This window comes from Trichormus variabilis 0441 (genome assembly GCF_009856605.1).
Lineage (GTDB): Bacteria > Cyanobacteriota > Cyanobacteriia > Cyanobacteriales > Nostocaceae > Trichormus > Trichormus variabilis.
Window position 1 is genome coordinate 2,854,580 of the sequence record NZ_CP047242.1, and the last position, 18,325, is coordinate 2,872,904.

The following is an 18,325-nucleotide window of genomic DNA, read 5'->3' on the forward strand; positions in this document are numbered from 1 at the left end:
CCAATAGTTTGTCTCGGCAAAACAGTATTACTGGACATACTGCAATAGTTTTACAGCATATTTTCATCATAATATTCTACTTTCACTTTTAAAATAAAAGGAGAAGAAACCTGCAAATTTATCCTTGCCATTGCCCTAAATGATTATGGACATAAGTCTCAACTTTCAACCAGGACAAATTGTGTCTTTAGAGCATGGCGAGAGGAATCTGTATGCAGAAGTGATTCAAGTTGTAGTTGCCCGCCAGTTATGCTGGGTTCGTCCCCTACTGCTAGTAACTTATACTCCCGAACTACCAATAATAATTGATTTACGAGATGGATCTGACTTACTTTGGCCTATCAAACTATTTAGACACGCCCTAGATACAGAAGTTATTACCCTCCTGAGTCAAGTGTTACTCAAAGAGCCAAAATTAGAACCAGACTTAGTAGCCAAGCAGCAACTCCATCAATTCATTCAACAACTTTGGCAAGCGTATCAGGAGGAAGTAAGGAATGGAGAATAGAGAGCCGAGGGAAAACTAACGACCATTGACTAAGAATATCGAATTCCCGCATCCTGCATCCGTTGAATAGCTTCATGCAAACGTTCCTCACAGATGGTGAGGGCAATTCTAAAATAACCTTCACCTGACACGCCATAGCCAACCCCTGGGGGAACGACGATACCACATTTATCGAGCAGCAAAGTAGTAAATTCAGTAGAGGTGTATCCAGGCGGTACAGGAACCCAAACATAAAGAGTAGCTTTTGGTGGTTCGATAGGCCATCCTAAAGATTGCAATCCCTTAACAATAATGTCACGACGATTTTGGTAAACTGACATCACAGCTTGTAGTTCTACTTCATCGGTGTTGTAAGCTGCGATCGCAGCTTTTTGAATTGCTTTAAATACTCCAGAGTCAACATTCGTTTTTACCTGACTCAAGCCCTGAATAGCATAGGCATTACCAACCGCAAATCCAATCCTCCAGCCTGTCATATTGTATGACTTCGATAGACTGTGAAACTCAATGGCAATGTCCTTCGCACCTGGAATTTGCAGGACACTTGGTGGTTTGTAGCCATCATACGCCATTTCTGAATAAGCATGATCATGGCACAACAAAATACTGTGCTGCTGACAAAAAGCTACTAATTCCTCAAAAAACTCTAGTGTTGCTAAAGCCCCAGTAGGGTTGTTAGGATAATTAACCCACAACATTTTCGCTTTACGGGCAACTTCCTCAGGGATTAAATCTAAATCGGGTAAAAATTTATTTTCCGCTTTCAGAGGCATGGTGAAAGGTTCGCCCCCAGCAAAAATCGTGGAAGTTCTATACACGGGATAACCAGGATCTGGTATTAATGTGTAATCTCCTGCTTCCACAAAAGCTAAAAAAGTATTATGTATAGCCTCTTTGGAACCAATAGAAGAAACAACTTCCGTGTTGGGATTTAAATCCACTACCCCAAATCGACGTTCCATCCACTTTACGGCTGCTTCTCTAAACTCTTGTGTGCCTTCGTAAGGTGGATAGTTATGGTTAGAAGCTTCATCAATTGCCTCACGCATCGCCTGGAGAATATGAGCAGGAGTTGGCTTATCAGGATCACCGACTCCTATATTAATGATGTCAACTCCTTGGGCAATCAGTGCTTCCCGTTTACGGTTAATTTCAGCAAACAAATAAGGAGGAATTTTTTCTAAACGTTTAGCAAACTGCATGGCAACTTGTAACTAATGCAAAAGTGGATGCTCTTTAGCACAGTTTACGCCACACGAGGTAACTAAATCACGGTAACCCGTTGCTTATTAGCTCTTACACTTTGACTGTGATGGCGACTTTTGTTGTTACCAACTATGTAAATTTTTCTAGCTTAGTGTTACTAATTATTGCAGAATTAATTTTTCTTAGAGAAAAATACTAAGGTGATGAGCAGATTCAATGTCCTAACCCTAGACTAGGAACTAACTGAACACGACCAGCATCCATCTCTGCCATCAATAATTCTAGGGCTTCGTAGTCAACGTCCGAGATGTGACCCATTGCAGTCAACTCAAAATTAATCTCGTTTTCTATTTCTGGAGTTAACTTTTTAATATCCAGTGCTTTTTCTACCAACTGCCGAATTGCATATCTAGTTTTCATAGGTGTATGAACCCACTTTCAGTGATACTAAATTATCCAAGATAGAGTTAAGTATAAAATGTGATCCAGTCATGGCTATTTAAGTGATTTAGATCACAATTAAACTCAGTAGATATTTCCTGATTTAACTCACGATTTGAAATGAAAATTTACAACGATTTCACCATTTAAATCGCTACTCAAAATATGGCTCAATCAGTAGTGTTTACGAATAAGTCAGGCTTCGTAGCACAATTTTTAGTGATTGCTTTGGTTGGGTATCCCTACCACTGTTGATTTTTTTAGAACCTCAAGGAAAAAAAAGTATATATGAACACATTTCCCTAGTAAGTTATGACAATCTTTAAACAGACCCGCAACAAACATAAAGATTCAGCAAAGAGACTTAGGACGTATGGTCGATGCCAAGGCAAAAAGTTTATGTTCAAATAAATTCAAGCTCCACAATTCAGTAACTCTAATTAGGATTTAATATGCAAGCAGTACTGAAGTGTCCGAAAATTCAGGTAATCCGTCCTTATGGCTGTCTGAATGCGACTAATGCTTTGGAATTTGAACAAGACTTAACCAAAACGCTGGCAAAGGAGGATATCTCAAGCTTGTGGGTGGATTTAGCAGATGTAGAATCCTTAGACAGCTCTGGACTGATGGCTTTAGTATCTGCACTGAAAATAGCTCAAAACCTGGGTAAGGGTTTTCAGCTTTACTCTGTTTCCCCAGCAACCAGGATTATTTTTGAGTTAACCCAACTCAACGAAATTTTTGAAATCTTTGAACACGAAGCAGAGTTGGTAGTCGGTCAATTATATTAAAACAGTCCATAAATATTAACAAATAAACTGGTTGAGCAGCGCTTAGTGTAAAGGAGTTCTAAGTTGCTACCCCAAAACCTGTTGAAAGAGCTAATCAATGCTAATGTTGGAGGTGAGTAGCTGTAATCAAAGTAGCTCGAAGTTAGCACAGTGGCTGTCGCATTTGAAAGTTTAATCACACCGGATATCTTAAAACCAGCCCGTTACTTGGGTAACGAACGTCTGGCAGTACACAAACCTTGGAATACCGCCGTCATACGCTGGGTGTTAACCTACCCGGAAGTCTATGAGGTCGGAGCATCCAACTTAGGGCATATCATTCTGTATAACATCTTGAATGCCCAACCAAGACAATTATGCGATCGCGCTTACCTCCCAGGGACAGACTTAGCAGCAAAACTCAGGGCTACAAATACACCCTTATTTGCTGTCGAGTCCAAGCGATCGCTAAGTGAATTTGATATTTTAGGTTTTAGTCTTAGTTATGAATTAGGAGCCACCAACATTTTGGAAATGTTGGACTTAGCAGGGATTCCTCTCACTTGGCAAGAACGCTCACAAAGCAATTACCCCCTGATTTTTGCTGGTGGACAAACAGCAACATCAAACCCGGAACCATACGCCGACTTCTTCGACTTTTTCGCATTAGGAGATGGGGAAGAACTCCTAAGCGAAATTGGTTTGGTATTAGAAGAAGGTAAAAAAGCAGGATTGAGTCGAGATAATCTCCTCCTCGATTTGGCGCAAATACCAGGCGTGTACGTGCCGCAATTTTACCAGATGACGGACATGGGGTCAGTTCAGCCTCTACGTCCAGATGTACCAAAACGAATTTTGCGGCGGGTGGCTACTCCCATACCCGCTTATTCTATTGGGCTAGTACCATACGTAGAAACTGTACATGATCGCTTGACAATAGAGATTCGCCGTGGATGCACTCGTGGCTGTCGCTTTTGTCAACCGGGAATGCTCACCCGACCAGCTAGGGATGTAGAACCAGAAAAAGTAGTGGACGCAATAGAGCAGGGGATGCGGGCAACTGGTTATAATGAATTTTCTTTGTTGTCCCTGAGTTGTTCCGATTATTTGTCCCTACCAGCCGTAGGGATGGAAATTAAAAATCGGTTAAGAAATGAAAATATTTCCTTGTCTCTCCCCAGTCAACGAGTAGATAGATTTGATGAAAACATTGCCAACATCCTGGGCGGTACACGGCAAGGCGGACTGACCTTTGCCCCAGAAGCCGGAACCCAAAGAATGCGGGATATCATCAATAAGGGTTTAACCAACGAAGAATTACTAAGAGGTGTAAAAACAGCCTGGGAACAAGGCTGGGATAAAATCAAGTTGTATTTTATGATTGGCTTACCGGGAGAAACAGATGCGGATGTTTTCGGGATTGCAGAAACGGTAAGTTGGCTACAGCGAGAATGTAGGGAAAGAGGCAGAAGACCCCTCAACTTCAACATTACAATTTCTAATTTCACACCCAAACCCCATACACCATTTCAGTGGCACTCTGTGGCGACTGCGGAATTTAAACGCAAGCAAGGCCTGTTGCGGCAAGCATTCCGCCAGCTACGAGGAGTAAAAGTCAACTTCACCGATGTCCGCATCTCAGCAATGGAGGACTTTATCGGTAGAGGCGATCGCTCCTTAGGTAAAGTAGTCCGTAGGGCTTGGGAATTAGGTGCAGGCATGGATTCCTGGTATGAGGGTCTAGATAAAGCTTTTGCAGCCTGGGAAAGTGCGATCGCTCAAGCTGGTCTAGATTGGAAATACCGCCTAGTAGAAAATGGTGAGTGGAATCTGTTTTATGCAGACGCTTTGGAAGGTGAAGAAATAAAGGAAGAAGAGGGAAAATCAAATCTCACTCAGCACTCCCTAGACTCTCCCCTCCCCTGGGATCATATAGATACAGGAATCGACAAAAAGTGGTTGCAAGAGGACTTAAAACGCGCTCTAGAAGCTGCCATTGTTCCAGACTGCTCATTTGAAGGTTGTTCTCACTGTGGTGTTTGCGGCACTGACTTTGGCCACAACATCGTCATCGAGCCGCCGCCAATTCCCGAATTTGCTGGTGAGTTTGTTCCCAATACCACCAAGTCCCAACGACTACGAGTTTGGTTCGGTAAACAAGGTGACATGGCTTTAGTCAGCCATTTGGATCTAATGCGTCTATTAGATCGAGTAGTCAGAAGAGGCAGTCTACCAGTTACTTATACTGGAGGATTTCATCCCAATCCCCGGATTGTTGCAGCTAGTGCTTTAGCCTTGGGAGCTACTAGCAGTGGTGAAATTGTGGATTTTGAATTAACTCAATTAATTGAAGCAGATGCTTTTGTGCAGAAACTAGTTGATGAACTGCCACCAGATATACCAATCTATCGTGTGGAACAGATAGATTTAAAATCCCCAGCCGCTAACCAAGTATTAGATAGGGCAGAATATGTAATTACGGTGGCAGCCTCAAGGAAGGTAAATGCTACACAATGGCAAAACTGGATCGATATGATTTTGGCAAAAGACGAAATCCTGTCCGAACAGACAACCAAATCTGGGAAAAGCCATTTAGTAAATCTGCGCTCACGTTTGTTTGAGTTGGAATTAGTTAAAACCCACGAAAGCGAAACTGAACCTACAGCCGTTTTGCGTTATGTAGGTAGCTGTCGCCCCGATGGTGTACTGTTGCGTCCCGAACAAACCCTATCTATGCTAGAAGTAGTAGCGGGTAAAGAAGAATTTCATCTTCTGCACATCCATCGCAATCAGCTAATTTTAGCGGTATAATCTCTGAAGGGTAACTTGCTAGTAGTTACTCTATTGTGGTACATCGTGGGAATTGATTTTTAGCAAGGTTGCGTTAGAATGGGGTGAAGAGAAATTTTCTGGCGCTGCATAGAAGAAGCTAGTTCACTATTACCCTGATCATCAGGGAGCGAAATTAAAGGTATTAGAGTGCAAATTCTAGGATTTTATCCCAGAGAAACTAAGGCAGATTAAAGAACACTCTCTTTATGGCTATCGTGTGAACTAGTGATTAACAGCAAGCTCCGTCAGCTTCTCTACCACCATGCTTTTAAAACAACTGCTGAATGCCTAATCCCTAGATGGTGAAGGTATCACATCAGAAATCAACCACGGACGGTTGATTTATTTGCTTAGACAATATGCAGCCGTTCTGGAATAATCAGGCGTATCGACGCAATTCCCCAGTCAATAGCTTTTTATTTTGAAGCTCAACTTCACAATTTTTATTACCAGCAGTGTCTTTGGAGGCTGGCAGGGGCGAGAGGGATAACAAACCTCCAAGCCTGTTGACGCTGCCGATTTTTGAGGAAATTGAATGCCAAAACAAATTATTATCGCGGAGCAGCATCAAATCGCTGCTGTATTTTCGGAAGACCAAATACAAGAACTCGTTGTAGCCACAGGCCATCATCAAATCGGTGATATCTACTTAGGTGTAGTAGAAAATGTATTACCAGGTATTGATGCAGCTTTTGTCAACATCGGAGATCCAGAACGTAATGGTTTTATTCATGTAACGGATTTAGGCCCTTTACGACTCAAGCGAACAGCAGCAGCAATTACGGAATTATTAGCACCACAACAAAAAGTTTTGGTGCAGGTAATGAAAGAGCCAACGGGAACAAAAGGCCCAAGGCTCACAGGTAATATCACTTTACCCGGACGTTATGTGGTACTGATGCCCTATGGTAGGGGTGTAAATTTATCGAGGCGGATTAAGAGTGAAAGTGAACGTAACCGTTTACGAGCATTAGCAATTTTAATTAAACCTGCTGGCATGGGTTTGCTGGTGCGTACAGAAGCAGAAGGCAAGCCAGAAGAAGCAATCATCGAAGATTTGGAAGTACTGCAAAAGCAATGGGAAGCCATTCAACAAGAGGCACAGTCAACTCGTGCGCCAGCACTCCTGAATCGGGACGATGATTTTATCCAGCGCGTATTACGTGATATGTATGGTGCGGATGTAAATCGGATTGTCGTCGATTCCAGTACTGGTTTGAAGCGAGTCAAACAGTATTTGCAGAACTGGAGTGGCGGTCAGACACCACAAGGATTGTTGATTGACCATCACCGCGATCGCTCCCCCATTTTAGAATATTTCCGGATCAATGCCGCAATTAGAGAAGCGCTCAAACCAAGAGTAGACCTACCTTCTGGCGGTTATATCATTATTGAGCCAACAGAAGCATTAACTGTCATAGATGTCAACTCAGGTTCCTTCACGCGATCGGCCACAGCCAGAGAAACTGTTTTGTGGACCAACTGTGAAGCCGCAACAGAAATTGCTCGTCAGCTACGTCTGCGGAATATCGCTGGGGTAATCGTCGTTGATTTTATTGACATGGAATCACGCCGTGACCAGTTACAAGTTCTCGAACACTTTAATAAAGCCCTCCGCGCAGATAAAGCTCGTCCCCAAATTGCCCAACTTACAGAGCTAGGTTTAGTAGAACTGACTCGCAAACGGCAAGGGCAAAATATTTATGAATTGTTTGGTGACACTTGCCCAGCCTGCGGTGGTTTAGGACATACAGTCCGCTTACCCGGAGAAACGGAGAACCGCTTACCTACTCCAGCAGCAGAAATTCCAGAACGTTTTGTATCTCTGCCTACACGAGAGCCTCGTTTACCAACTGCACGCATCAGCGAACCACGAGAAACCTACGATGGATTTGGTGAAGCGTTTGAAAACGACTCTGACTTGGGTGCTTTAAATTTAATTAATCATCCTAGCTATCAAGAACTGAACGATAACAATAAACGTCGCGCCCGTACCCGTCGCAGTCGGATTGGCATCAATGGTACAAATGGCAAAGATGAACAAAGAATTACTGCCAACCCACTAGCTTTTATCAATGAGTCAGATTTAGACCTTGATGGAGATGTTGAATTAAGCGCTCCACCAGAGTTACCCACACCCAACCTGGGAAAATCTGGCTGGATTGAAAGAGCAGAACGGACTAAGGTTATTAAAACAGAGCCAGTTAAGCCAGTGGTGGAACCACCGGAGATTAAGACTGTAGAAATGACTCCAGAAGAACAAGATATTTTTGCTCTTATGGGGATTTCTCCGCTAATTAAATTAGAGCAGGAGGTGAAAAATCCTAAATCCGTCATTATTAACATTGTTCAACCGGGACAAACACCAACTATACCGACTGAAATAACTCCGGAGCCGGTGGCTAAGACAACACCAAGCGTTGAAGTGAGTACACCAAAAGTAAAGCTGGAATCTAAGTCTGTGTCGGTAACGGCAACTGAACCAATAAAGTTGACAGAAACGACGGAAGAATCTGAAGTGAATGCCGCTAGCACTGCTAACCGTCGCCGTCGTCGTCGTTCTTCCGCTTCCGACTCAGATACGGGAGAGGATAGTTAAGACCAATTCTGCAAAGCAGAGCCACAGATTTAAACTAGAATTCCAGACATTTTTTAGCTGCATATTAGCGCGTCTATCCATAGTGCATTAATAAACTACAGAGGTACAGAGCAGACGGAGATCATGAAAGATATTCATGCACTAGATGACAGTAGACGCGCTACTATTCTTTGAGTTCTCTAAGGGAGTACTCCTAGTGTGTTTTTGAGTTTGTTTTTGCGGGAAGACACAAGCCTAACCGTTAGATATTTTGCATTGGTGTAAGCTTTGATGATGCTAAAGAAGGCGCAAACTACTGATAATCTAAAGTTGCCAATATCCCTAAATGCAACTGGTTGGCTGGAGTCCTCCCCTGATTGGTCGAATATTTCAGGCCTGGTGGCAGGAGTAGATGAAGTAGGTCGGGGCGCTCTCTTTGGGCCTGTAGTGGCAGCATCTGTTATACTACCAGCTAGCTCTTTTCCTCAGCTGATGACAGCTGAGATTAAAGATAGCAAGAAACTATCTCATTCTCGCAGAGTTCAGCTAGCGCAGCAAATTTCTACGCTAGCTATAGACTGGAGAATTGGTTATGCAACAACGGCTGAAATTGACCGAATTAATATTTTGCAGGCAACACTGTTAGCCATGAGACGGTCTGTAAAAAAGCTGAAATTACAGCCCATACTCTGTTTGGTGGATGGGAATCAACCAGTACAGGACTTGCCAATTTTACAACAAACTATTGTTAAGGGAGATGAGCGATCGCTCAATATTGCCGCGGCCAGCATCATGGCTAAAGTTTGGCGTGACGATTTGATACAGCGTCTATCAACCAAATATCCGATGTATGATTTAAAGAGTAACAAGGGATATGGTAGCAAAAAGCATTTGTTAGCTCTGGAAAAACACGGAGCTTCACCCTTACATCGTCAGTCGTTCCGCCCTTGTCAAATATCACTTGACTAGTTAATTAGTAATTAAACCGTTCTTTCCTTCCAACAGAGGAGGAGTAGCAGTTGTTTTCTGCTACAGACAACTGACACACTACTCTATATTGAAAATTGGCAATTGAGGATCATTATTAGCTAAAGCTTGTTCTTGGGTTTGGGAAATGACCCATTGACGATAGTCCACTAATAGTTGATGCAACAATCTTTGCTTTACGGTTAATAAGACACTTTTGAGCAAACCATTACCAGTAGTCTCTAAAATTGACTTGGGTGTTAGAGAGAAAGGAGGTGGTAAATCCACCTGCACTTGTAAATCAGCCCTACCTTCTAGGCGAGTAGCAGTATTTAATTGATATGGCGACAAATACCCTCTTAGATTGAGAGAGAAACGCTGGTTAATGTACTCAAAACCAAGAATTTCGCAACCTACTGATCGCAGGTAAATTGTTCCGTTCGATTCTGCCCAAACTCTCATGTCTACAGTAGGTTGAATACTCAAGGACATGAAATTTAAAGGGCGCATTTTCAGCCGAAACACTTCCTCAGAAAGTTGCTGAATACGCCTTTGATCTACCAAAGCATTAACTAGACGTTGGGGCTGACGCAAGTAGTGCTGAATAGGAATAGGCTGCTGTGGTACAGCAATTTCTACCGATTGTGAGGCAGTGAACTTGGTAGCCATGAGTTGCGGGAAGTAATTGTTTTAATATTTCTACTATTAATTAGTTTATGACTCAATAGATTTTATTATAGAAAAAAGTGTTCAATTAAAGTAGCTGATAAGCTAAATTATATTTAGGTATAATTCTTTTCTATGGTTAGAATGCCTAAATGAAAAGAATTCATCGCTCGTAAGTATATAAATTATAACTCATATTATTCTCAATAAAGATACAGTTGACCTAGATATTCCAGAATTTAATCCACAGTTTTGATATTCATTAATTTGGAAGAAAATACACTCTCACCTATTTATTTAGATATGGTAGGGCGAAGATACAGCCCTACAACTTAGACAATGGCTTAATTATTGGTTCATAGTTAGTTGCTGACAGTAATATTCTATTTGTACTTATGATAAAGTCTATACACCAAACATATAACTATGGGCAAAAACATAATGACATTATCTGTTGCTCATTTAGGGCCACCTGGTACTTATGCAGAACAAGCTACTATTTTTTATGTAAAATGGCTGAGTCACAGTAGTGGACTAGAAGCTAGTTTACGTCCTTATTCCAGCATTGCTCAGTCGCTCCAAGCTCTAGCTCAAGGAGAAACTCAATTAGCTGTTGTGCCTGTAGAAAATTCTATTGAAGGCAGTGTCACCATGACAATGGATACAATGTGGCAGCTAGATAGTTTGCAAATTCAGTCAGCTTTAATCTTGCCCATTGCTCATGCTTTAATTTCTTGTGCCGATAGTTTAGATGGGATAAAAACGGTTTATTCTCATCCCCAAGCTCTAGCCCAGTGTCAAGGTTGGCTAAGAGCGTTTCTTCCTAATGTGCAACTGATTCCTAGTAATTCAACAACTGAGGCGCTGGAAAAACTAGAGTATGATTTGTCAATAGGGGCGATCGCTTCCAGTAGAGCTGCTGAACTTTATAATTTACCCATACTAGCAAGTCGTATTAATGACTATGCAGAAAACTGTACTCGCTTTTGGGTAATCAGTCAGGCAGAATCTGATATTACCCATCAATTGCCTTTACAAAAACTCACTCACACTTCTATTGCTTTTAGCGTACCTGCCAACGTGCCTGGTGCATTGCTCAAAACACTGCAAGTTTTTGCCCACTTGGATATTAACTTGAGTCGAATTGAGTCTCGTCCAACAAAGCGATCGCTGGGCGAGTATTTATTTTTTATTGATTTAGAAGCTGATGTCAATACACCACAGATGAAATCTGCTTTGCTTGAATTAACTACTTACACAGAAGTCTTAAAAATTTTTGGTAGTTACAGTGTACTTTCAGCTAACGATCAATAGTAATTATTACTGCGTTATTGCTCAAGTTAACGATATCAAGTTAGAGCTTTGGGTTAAATGTATCTTTCAAAACAGAACGAGCTGCCAAATGATTGCGAGTGGTAGTTAAAATTTCTGCTTCTCGTTCTAGGCGAGCAGCAGTATCTTGCATTTCCAGTAATGATTGCTGCTCTCCCGCTACTCCATATAAGTTGCTGGCCACCCAGTAAGATAATTCTGTGGGTAAATCTGGCAATTCTTCAGGAATCTCTATATTTTGTTCTGTAATTTTAGCTGAAAGACGAACAACATCACGCAGCAGTTGCTCTACATCCGTTGCCAAAGGGCGCAAATCCTTTGCTGGTGGATGGTCTTCTAACCATTCCACTAAACCGACACGGTAGGGTTTTTCCCGTACGTATTCTAAGACACGGAATCTTTGTTGTCCCAGAGTCAACATTTTCATGCGGTCATCTGGTAGACGTTGATAGTGAATAATTTCTGCACAGCAGCCTACGTTCGCAATTGTGCCTTTTACTGGGTCAACCATCAAGACCCCGAACCTGCGATCGCTTTCCAAAATCGTGTTCATCATGATTCGGTAGCGGAATTCAAATATATGCAGGGGCAATGGTCTGGTAGGAAACAGAACTACTTCGGGTAACGGGAACAGAGGTAGTTCGCGGACGGCAATTCTAGAAGAAGATGTCATTTTTACCTGAGTATAAATTTAATCTTTAAAATTTCTCTTTCTCTGCTTTTCCCGTATTTTCCTTACATTCTATCATTTGTTTTCTGGCTAAATAAAATGCCCTGAAAAAATTATTTCAGGGCAGCATAAATATTTTTACTAACGTCAGTTGTTAGCGGCTACTAGTCATTGGCGAAAAAATAACTATTGATTACTGACTAATTAAAGCTTTACTTCAATATCTACACCAGATGGTAAATCCAGCTTCATCAGCGCATCGATGGTTTTAGATGAAGGCTGGTAAATGTCGATAATCCGGCGGTGAGTACGGGTTTCAAAATGTTCGCGGGAATCCTTATCTACGTGGGGCGATCGCAGCACGCAGTATATCTTCCGTTTTGTGGGTAAGGGAATTGGGCCTATGGCTGTAGCGTTAGTACGGTTAGCTGTGTCAACGATCTTCTCGCAAGATGTATCTAATAAACGACGGTCAAAAGCTTGTAAACGGATTCTAATCTTCTGCTGCTGTAGAGTTGCCATCTTAAATTTTCCAGGTTCTGATGAATTGAGGGGTTAGGGATTGGGGATTGGAGATTGGGGACTGGGACACTTAGGCAAAAATCACTGTTTGTCCTTCTTGTCTTTTCCTAAATATCTAGTCCCCAGTACCTTATTTAAGTTCAGATAAAAGAGCAGAGATGCCGCAAGCTTCTCTGCTCTTAGTTATTAGGGTGAAAAAGTGCTACTTGACGATTTTGGAGACGACACCAGCACCGATGGTGCGGCCACCTTCACGAATAGCGAAGCGCATCCCTTGCTCAATCGCAATCGGGTTGATTAATTCAACAGTGACTTTGATGCGATCTCCTGGCATCACCATTTCTACTGCTTCACCTTCATCGGAAGTAAAGGCTTTAATTGTACCAGTTACATCAGTTGTCCGCACATAGAATTGAGGACGGTAGCCAGCGAAGAAAGGAGTTTTACGACCACCTTCTTTTTCGGTGAGAACGTAAACTTCGCCTTCAAATTGGGTGTGAGGAGTGATGGAACCAGGCTTGGCTAAAACCATACCCCGTTCAATATCAGTTTTTTGAATACCACGTAACAGTACACCGGCGTTGTCTCCAGCCATACCTTCATCGAGACTCTTCTTGAACATCTCGATCCCGGTAACAGTTGTGTTGCGTGTATCTCTAATACCTACTAGTTCTACAACATCACCAACTTTCACCTTACCACGCTCAATCCGACCGGTAGCAACTGTACCACGACCGGTAATAGAGAACACGTCTTCTACCGCCATCAGGAATGGTTTATCTATATCCCGCTCTGGATCAGGAATATAAGAATCTACAGCATCCATCAATTCGTAGATTTTATCTACCCAAGGATTTTCTCCACGTTGGGTCTTAGGATTCTTGGTCATAACGTCGAGAGCTTGCAAACCTGAACCTCTAACGATGGGAATATCATCACCATCGAATTCGTATTCGGTCAACAGTTCTCTTAATTCCAGTTCTACTAGTTCTAGTAGTTCAGCGTCTTCCATCATATCTTCTTTATTTAAGAAGACTACTAGCTTAGGAACGCCTACCTGTTTTGCTAGTAGGATGTGTTCACGGGTTTGAGGCATAGGGCCGTCGGTAGCAGCAACTACGAGAATTGCTCCATCCATCTGAGCCGCACCTGTGATCATATTCTTCACATAGTCAGCGTGACCAGGACAGTCTACGTGAGCATAGTGACGATTAGCGGTCTCATATTCAACGTGGGCTGTGTTAATGGTGATACCCCGCGCCTTTTCTTCTGGTGCGTTGTCGATTTGATCGTAGCCTTTAGCGACCGCTTGACCAAGGGCTGCCAAGGTCATGGTGATTGCTGCCGTTAAGGTTGTTTTACCGTGGTCAACGTGGCCAATCGTACCAATATTTACGTGGGGTTTCGTTCTTTCAAACTTTGCGCGTGCCATGAATACTCGTTTCCTTTTTTAATTAAGCGTTCCCTTTGCTTTTTGCAATGATAGTTTCAGCTACGCTGCGAGGCACCTCTTCGTAGTGACTGAACTCCATCGTAAAGATACCCCGACCTTGGGTTTTCGAGCGGATATCAGTGGCGTAGCCGAACATAGTCGCCAGTGGAACTTTTGATGCCACTTTAGCGAGTCCCTGTTCAGTGCTTTGGCTTTCTATCTGCCCCCGACGGGAGATGAGGTCGCCAATGACGTTCCCAATGTAGTCTTCAGGAACTTCCACTTCGACTTTCATCATAGGCTCTAATAGTACTGGTGAGGCTTTAAGCACAGCTTCTTTCAGCGCCATTGATCCAGCAATTTTGAAAGCCATTTCCGAAGAGTCCACATCGTGGTAGGAGCCATGAACTAGCGTTGCTTTCACGTCAATGAGTGGATATCCAGCTAAAATACCAGATTCACAGCTTTCTTTCATACCTTGCTCGGCAGGGCCTATGTACTCTTTAGGTACTACACCACCGACAATTTTAGAGACGAATTCAAAGCCAGTACCTGGTTCTCCAGGTTCCAAATTGATCACAACGTGACCATATTGACCTTTACCACCACTTTGACGGATGAACTTACCTTCCACGTTAGTAACTGATTTACGAATCGTTTCGCGGTAAGCTACTTGTGGCGCACCAACGTTGGCTTCCACTTTGAATTCACGTAACATCCTGTCTACGAGAATTTCTAGGTGGAGTTCTCCCATCCCTGCAATTACAGTTTGGTTCGTTTCTGGGTCAACGTTGACACGGAAAGTTGGATCTTCTTCTGAGAGAGATTGCAGAGCCTTGGATAGCTTATCCATGTCGTTCTTGGTTTTGGGTTCAACCGCTACCGAGATCACTGGCTCTGGAATAAATAGGGATTCCAGAATTACTGGTGAGCCTTCATCAGTGATAGTATCACCAGTCAAGGTGTCTTTTAATCCTAGAGCAGCCCCTAAATCACCTGCACGTAGTTCTTCTACGTCTTGCCGGTCATCTGCTTTCATGAGAACTAAACGGGAAATCCGTTCTTTTTTGTTCTTAGTAGCATTTAGAACATAGCTACCTTTTTTCAGAACGCCTGAATAAACGCGAACAAAGGTAAGGCGACCGTATGGGTCAGCCATAATCTTGAAGGCTAAAGCTGCTAAGGGTTCGTTGTCGTCAGCCCGACGCTCAACAGTATCACCATTAGCGAGTGTGCCTTGAATGGGTGGTACTTCTGTTGGTGCGGGTAGGTAATCTACCACTGCATCCAGCATTAACTGTACACCTTTATTTTTGAAGGCTGAACCACAAAGTACGGGTACGATTGTGCCTGCAATTGTACCTTGACGCAGGGCAGAGCGAATTTCTTCCTCTGTCAGTGCTTCGCCATCGAAGTACTTAGTCATCAGAGCATCATCGGTTTCTGCGACTGCTTCCACCAACTTGGTGTAGTACTCTTCGACTTGATTTTGTAAGTCTGCTGGGATATCAGTTTCCTGAATATCTGTACCTTGGTCGTTGTTGTAAATGTAGGCACGCTTCCGCACCAAGTCTACGATGCCCTTGAAGTCGTTTTCGCTACCGATAGGTAATTGAATGGCAATAGCATTTGCCCGCAGGCGATCGCGCATTTGCTCATGAACTCTGTAGAAGTTCGCTCCTGTACGATCCATCTTGTTGATGAAGGCAATCCGAGGTACTTTGTAACGGTCTGCTTGCCGCCACACAGTTTCTGATTGGGGTTGTACACCACCCACGGAACAAAATACCGCAATCACACCATCTAACACCCGCATGGAGCGCTCAACTTCAATTGTGAAGTCTACGTGACCTGGAGTATCGATAATGTTAATTTGATAATCTTTCCAACTGGTACTGATTGCCGCAGCAGTGATGGTAATTCCCCGCTCCCGCTCTTGATCCATCCAGTCGGTTACAGCAGTTCCTTCGTGAACCTCACCGATTTTATGAATTATTCCAGAGTAAAATAATATTCTCTCTGTTGTCGTGGTTTTGCCCGCATCTATATGCGCCGCAATACCGATATTGCGTACTTTCTCTAGCGGGTTTGTACGTGCCACAATAACCTCCTATAGTTTTTGCCTCATGATATCTTGTATATTACTCTTTGTTAAGATTCTATACTTTTAGGGAAAACCGACTTGTGTTCGGTAATTCCGCGATATACCGCTTTTTGATGCACGATATACCGCTTTTGTACTTAGTAACGATAGTGTGCAAATGCTTTGTTTGCTTCCGCCATCCGGTGTGTTTCTTCCCGTTTGCGAATCGCATTCCCGCTTTCATTGGCAGCATCTAGTAGCTCATTAGCCAATCTGCTGGCCATTGTCCGTCCGGGTCTACTTCTAGAAAATTGTACCAGCCAACGTAGTGCTAGGGTAGTACCACGTTCTGTACGCACTTCCATCGGTACTTGGTAGGTTGCACCACCGACACGGCGGGCTTTTACTTCTACTAAAGGTGTTGCGTTCCGCACTGCTCTTTCAAAAACTTCTAAGGCATTGTTACCAGTGCGTTCTTCAATTGTTTTCAAAGCATCATAAACGATGCGCGCAGCTAGTGATTTCTTTCCATGACGCATAATTCGCCGGATGATCATACTCACCAGGCGACTGTTATATACAGAGTCAGGCGGGACTGGCCGCCTTTGAATAACACCACGACGAGACATACTTTACCTTTAATTCGGATTTGGCAACGAAATTATATGCTATCAGACAGCGTATTCTCTGAGTGCTAGCGCAACTCATAATTCCGCATTTTGGCTCTAAGGTTGCAGCAAACCCAATTTAAGAGACTTGCTGACTTGAAAAAGCTCCGAGGGCTGAGTGGTGCGTAAACACTAGTCTCTAACCTGTTGTTCTGGCCTTTTTCATCCATCCTGATTTACTCAGTTCATGATGGCTAATTCGATTTAGTAGACAAACAAACAGCATTATCAATACCGAAATATTTATAATTAAATGCTGTTTTTTTATCATGCCTACACTTGCTCGCTGAGTGCAGGTTGGCGGTAGAAGCTTGAGCAAATTTTCAGAAACAGATTATTTATTCTGTGAATCAATTACTGTTTCAGAACAAGCATTGATTCTTTTGCCTGAATTTAGGGGCTTTTGGGGAAGCGACTAATCGTAATCAAACACGATTAATCGCCTGATTTATTTTTTCGCTTCTTTCGGGCGCTTGGTTCCATATTTGGAACGGCCTTGTTTGCGGTCTTTAACTCCGGCTGTATCCAAGGTTCCCCGGATGATGTGGTATCTTACACCTGGTAAGTCCTTCACCCGACCGCCACGAATCATTACTACTGAGTGTTCTTGTAAGTTGTGACCAATCCCTGGGATGTAAGCAGTAACTTCAAATCCCGATGTAAGTCTGACCCGTGCTACTTTCCGTAGAGCCGAGTTAGGCTTTTTAGGTGTAGTTGTGTATACTCTGGTGCAAACACCCCGACGTTGAGGGCATTGCTTCAGAGCAGGGGACTTAGTTTTCTGACGCGCTTTTTCGCGTTCAGTGCGTATTAATTGCTGTATTGTTGGCATGAGTCACAGCGCGTGAAGCTGCTTATAGGTCTAAGTTTTAACAAATCCTGATTATATCTTTTTTTGTGGTTTTATGTCAAACTTCCATATTATTTCGTTAAACACTAGATGGTGTAGCGGTAGAGAAAGAATTTCCACAGCCACAGGTAACGATTGCTTGGGGGTTTTGGAAGCGGAATGCACCACCCATCAGATCCTCTGAATAATCTATGGCTAGACCATTGATGTAATTATAGCTGGCATGATCGATGACTACTTGGGTATTATTAATGTCGAAGATGCGATCGCCTTCTTTTATTTTTTCATCGAAAGACATCTCGTAAAACCAATCAGAACAGCCACCTGGTTTAACGGTGAGCCTAAATAGGGACATGGAATGCTGCTTTGCTTTTAAGCGATTGATTTCACTGGCTGCGGCTTGGCTCAAATGAATCATAACTAGTTTGGGCAAGTGAAGACACCATCTTTTAGTATTACAGATGGGTTGCCAAAAGAATTTAGTTGTCAGCGAAAAGACAGGAAAGCAGGGGAAAATCCCACAGATGATATCTTTAAGATTAGGACTTACGCACCGAGGTTTTTTGTTGAGACAGGGTGTAAGGGTGTAGGGGTTTAGGGGGTTTCAAGCATTTATTTTGAATTTTGTTGGCGTAGCCTACTCTTCTACTTCTCCTGTCGAAGACGCTAACGCGAACGAGAACGCTATGCGAAACCGTAAGGTATTTTGAATTTTGAATTGATTCATACCCCTGTACCCTTCTCCAAACCCTTGAGTTTTCGTTTTTATGGGTAAGGCCTAAAGATTGATTTTCTGTGCTT

The 18,325-nt window shown here is 42.8% G+C and carries 16 protein-coding genes; 6 read left to right on the plus strand and 10 right to left on the minus strand.

The window, feature by feature from the left end:
- Nucleotides 1-145: 145 nt before the first annotated feature.
- On the plus strand, nt 146-508 hold the full coding sequence (locus tag GSQ19_RS11640) for a hypothetical protein (RefSeq protein ID WP_185478737.1): 363 nt from the start codon (nt 146-148) through the stop codon (nt 506-508).
- Between the two features lie 29 nt (nt 509-537).
- Here GSQ19_RS11640 and GSQ19_RS11645 read toward each other — a convergent pair whose 3' ends face one another.
- Nucleotides 538-1,710, minus strand: a complete 1,173-nt coding sequence (locus GSQ19_RS11645) for a pyridoxal phosphate-dependent aminotransferase (RefSeq protein WP_011318117.1) — start codon at nt 1,708-1,710, stop codon at nt 538-540.
- Nucleotides 1,711-1,927: 217 nt separating this feature from the next.
- A complete protein-coding gene (locus tag GSQ19_RS11650) occupies nt 1,928-2,134 on the minus strand; it encodes a hypothetical protein (RefSeq protein ID WP_011318118.1) in 207 nt (68 codons plus the stop codon).
- 473 nt (nt 2,135-2,607) lie between these two features.
- Between GSQ19_RS11650 and GSQ19_RS11655 the strand changes: the two genes are divergently transcribed.
- The 4 genes from GSQ19_RS11655 to GSQ19_RS11670 all read left to right on the plus strand — a co-directional run bounded on the left by GSQ19_RS11655 (nt 2,608) and on the right by GSQ19_RS11670 (nt 9,304).
- On the plus strand, nt 2,608-2,946 hold the full coding sequence (locus tag GSQ19_RS11655; protein WP_011318119.1) for an STAS domain-containing protein: 339 nt from the start codon (nt 2,608-2,610) through the stop codon (nt 2,944-2,946).
- Between the two features lie 150 nt (nt 2,947-3,096).
- Nucleotides 3,097-5,736 (plus strand): TIGR03960 family B12-binding radical SAM protein, encoded by a 2,640-nt coding sequence (locus GSQ19_RS11660; RefSeq protein WP_011318120.1) that lies wholly within the window; start codon nt 3,097-3,099, stop codon nt 5,734-5,736.
- Between the two features lie 556 nt (nt 5,737-6,292).
- Nucleotides 6,293-8,356: a ribonuclease E gene (gene rne / locus GSQ19_RS11665; RefSeq protein WP_011318121.1), complete on the plus strand. Its 2,064-nt coding sequence runs from the start codon at nt 6,293-6,295 to the stop codon at nt 8,354-8,356.
- Between the two features lie 270 nt (nt 8,357-8,626).
- Nucleotides 8,627-9,304: a ribonuclease HII gene (locus tag GSQ19_RS11670; protein WP_011318122.1), complete on the plus strand. Its 678-nt coding sequence runs from the start codon at nt 8,627-8,629 to the stop codon at nt 9,302-9,304.
- 78 nt (nt 9,305-9,382) lie between these two features.
- Here GSQ19_RS11670 and GSQ19_RS11675 read toward each other — a convergent pair whose 3' ends face one another.
- Nucleotides 9,383-9,970, minus strand: a complete 588-nt coding sequence (locus tag GSQ19_RS11675; RefSeq protein WP_011318123.1) for a DUF1997 domain-containing protein — start codon at nt 9,968-9,970, stop codon at nt 9,383-9,385.
- 438 nt (nt 9,971-10,408) lie between these two features.
- Between GSQ19_RS11675 and pheA the strand changes: the two genes are divergently transcribed.
- Nucleotides 10,409-11,281: a prephenate dehydratase gene (gene pheA, locus GSQ19_RS11680; RefSeq protein WP_041456041.1), complete on the plus strand. Its 873-nt coding sequence runs from the start codon at nt 10,409-10,411 to the stop codon at nt 11,279-11,281.
- A gap of 40 nt (nt 11,282-11,321) precedes the next feature.
- Here the strand turns inward: pheA and GSQ19_RS11685 are convergent, their stop codons facing one another.
- From GSQ19_RS11685 to GSQ19_RS11715, 7 genes are all read right to left on the minus strand, one after another.
- A complete protein-coding gene (locus GSQ19_RS11685) occupies nt 11,322-11,972 on the minus strand; it encodes an LON peptidase substrate-binding domain-containing protein (protein ID WP_010998473.1) in 651 nt (216 codons plus the stop codon).
- 201 nt (nt 11,973-12,173) lie between these two features.
- Entirely contained in the window at nt 12,174-12,491 is a 318-nt protein-coding gene (rpsJ, locus tag GSQ19_RS11690; RefSeq protein WP_010998474.1) for a 30S ribosomal protein S10, read from the minus strand.
- 202 nt (nt 12,492-12,693) lie between these two features.
- On the minus strand, nt 12,694-13,923 hold the full coding sequence (gene tuf, locus GSQ19_RS11695) for an elongation factor Tu (RefSeq protein WP_011318125.1): 1,230 nt from the start codon (nt 13,921-13,923) through the stop codon (nt 12,694-12,696).
- A 22-nt stretch (nt 13,924-13,945) separates the two neighbouring features.
- Nucleotides 13,946-16,024: an elongation factor G gene (fusA, locus tag GSQ19_RS11700; protein WP_011318126.1), complete on the minus strand. Its 2,079-nt coding sequence runs from the start codon at nt 16,022-16,024 to the stop codon at nt 13,946-13,948.
- 140 nt (nt 16,025-16,164) lie between these two features.
- Complete coding sequence (gene rpsG / locus GSQ19_RS11705) at nt 16,165-16,635, minus strand: 30S ribosomal protein S7 (protein ID WP_010998477.1); 471 nt, start codon at nt 16,633-16,635, stop codon at nt 16,165-16,167.
- A gap of 487 nt (nt 16,636-17,122) precedes the next feature.
- Nucleotides 17,123-17,506: a 30S ribosomal protein S12 gene (rpsL, locus tag GSQ19_RS11710; RefSeq protein WP_006196398.1), complete on the minus strand. Its 384-nt coding sequence runs from the start codon at nt 17,504-17,506 to the stop codon at nt 17,123-17,125.
- A gap of 97 nt (nt 17,507-17,603) precedes the next feature.
- On the minus strand, nt 17,604-17,942 hold the full coding sequence (locus GSQ19_RS11715; protein ID WP_011318127.1) for a HesB/IscA family protein: 339 nt from the start codon (nt 17,940-17,942) through the stop codon (nt 17,604-17,606).
- Nucleotides 17,943-18,325: the final 383 nt, after the last annotated feature.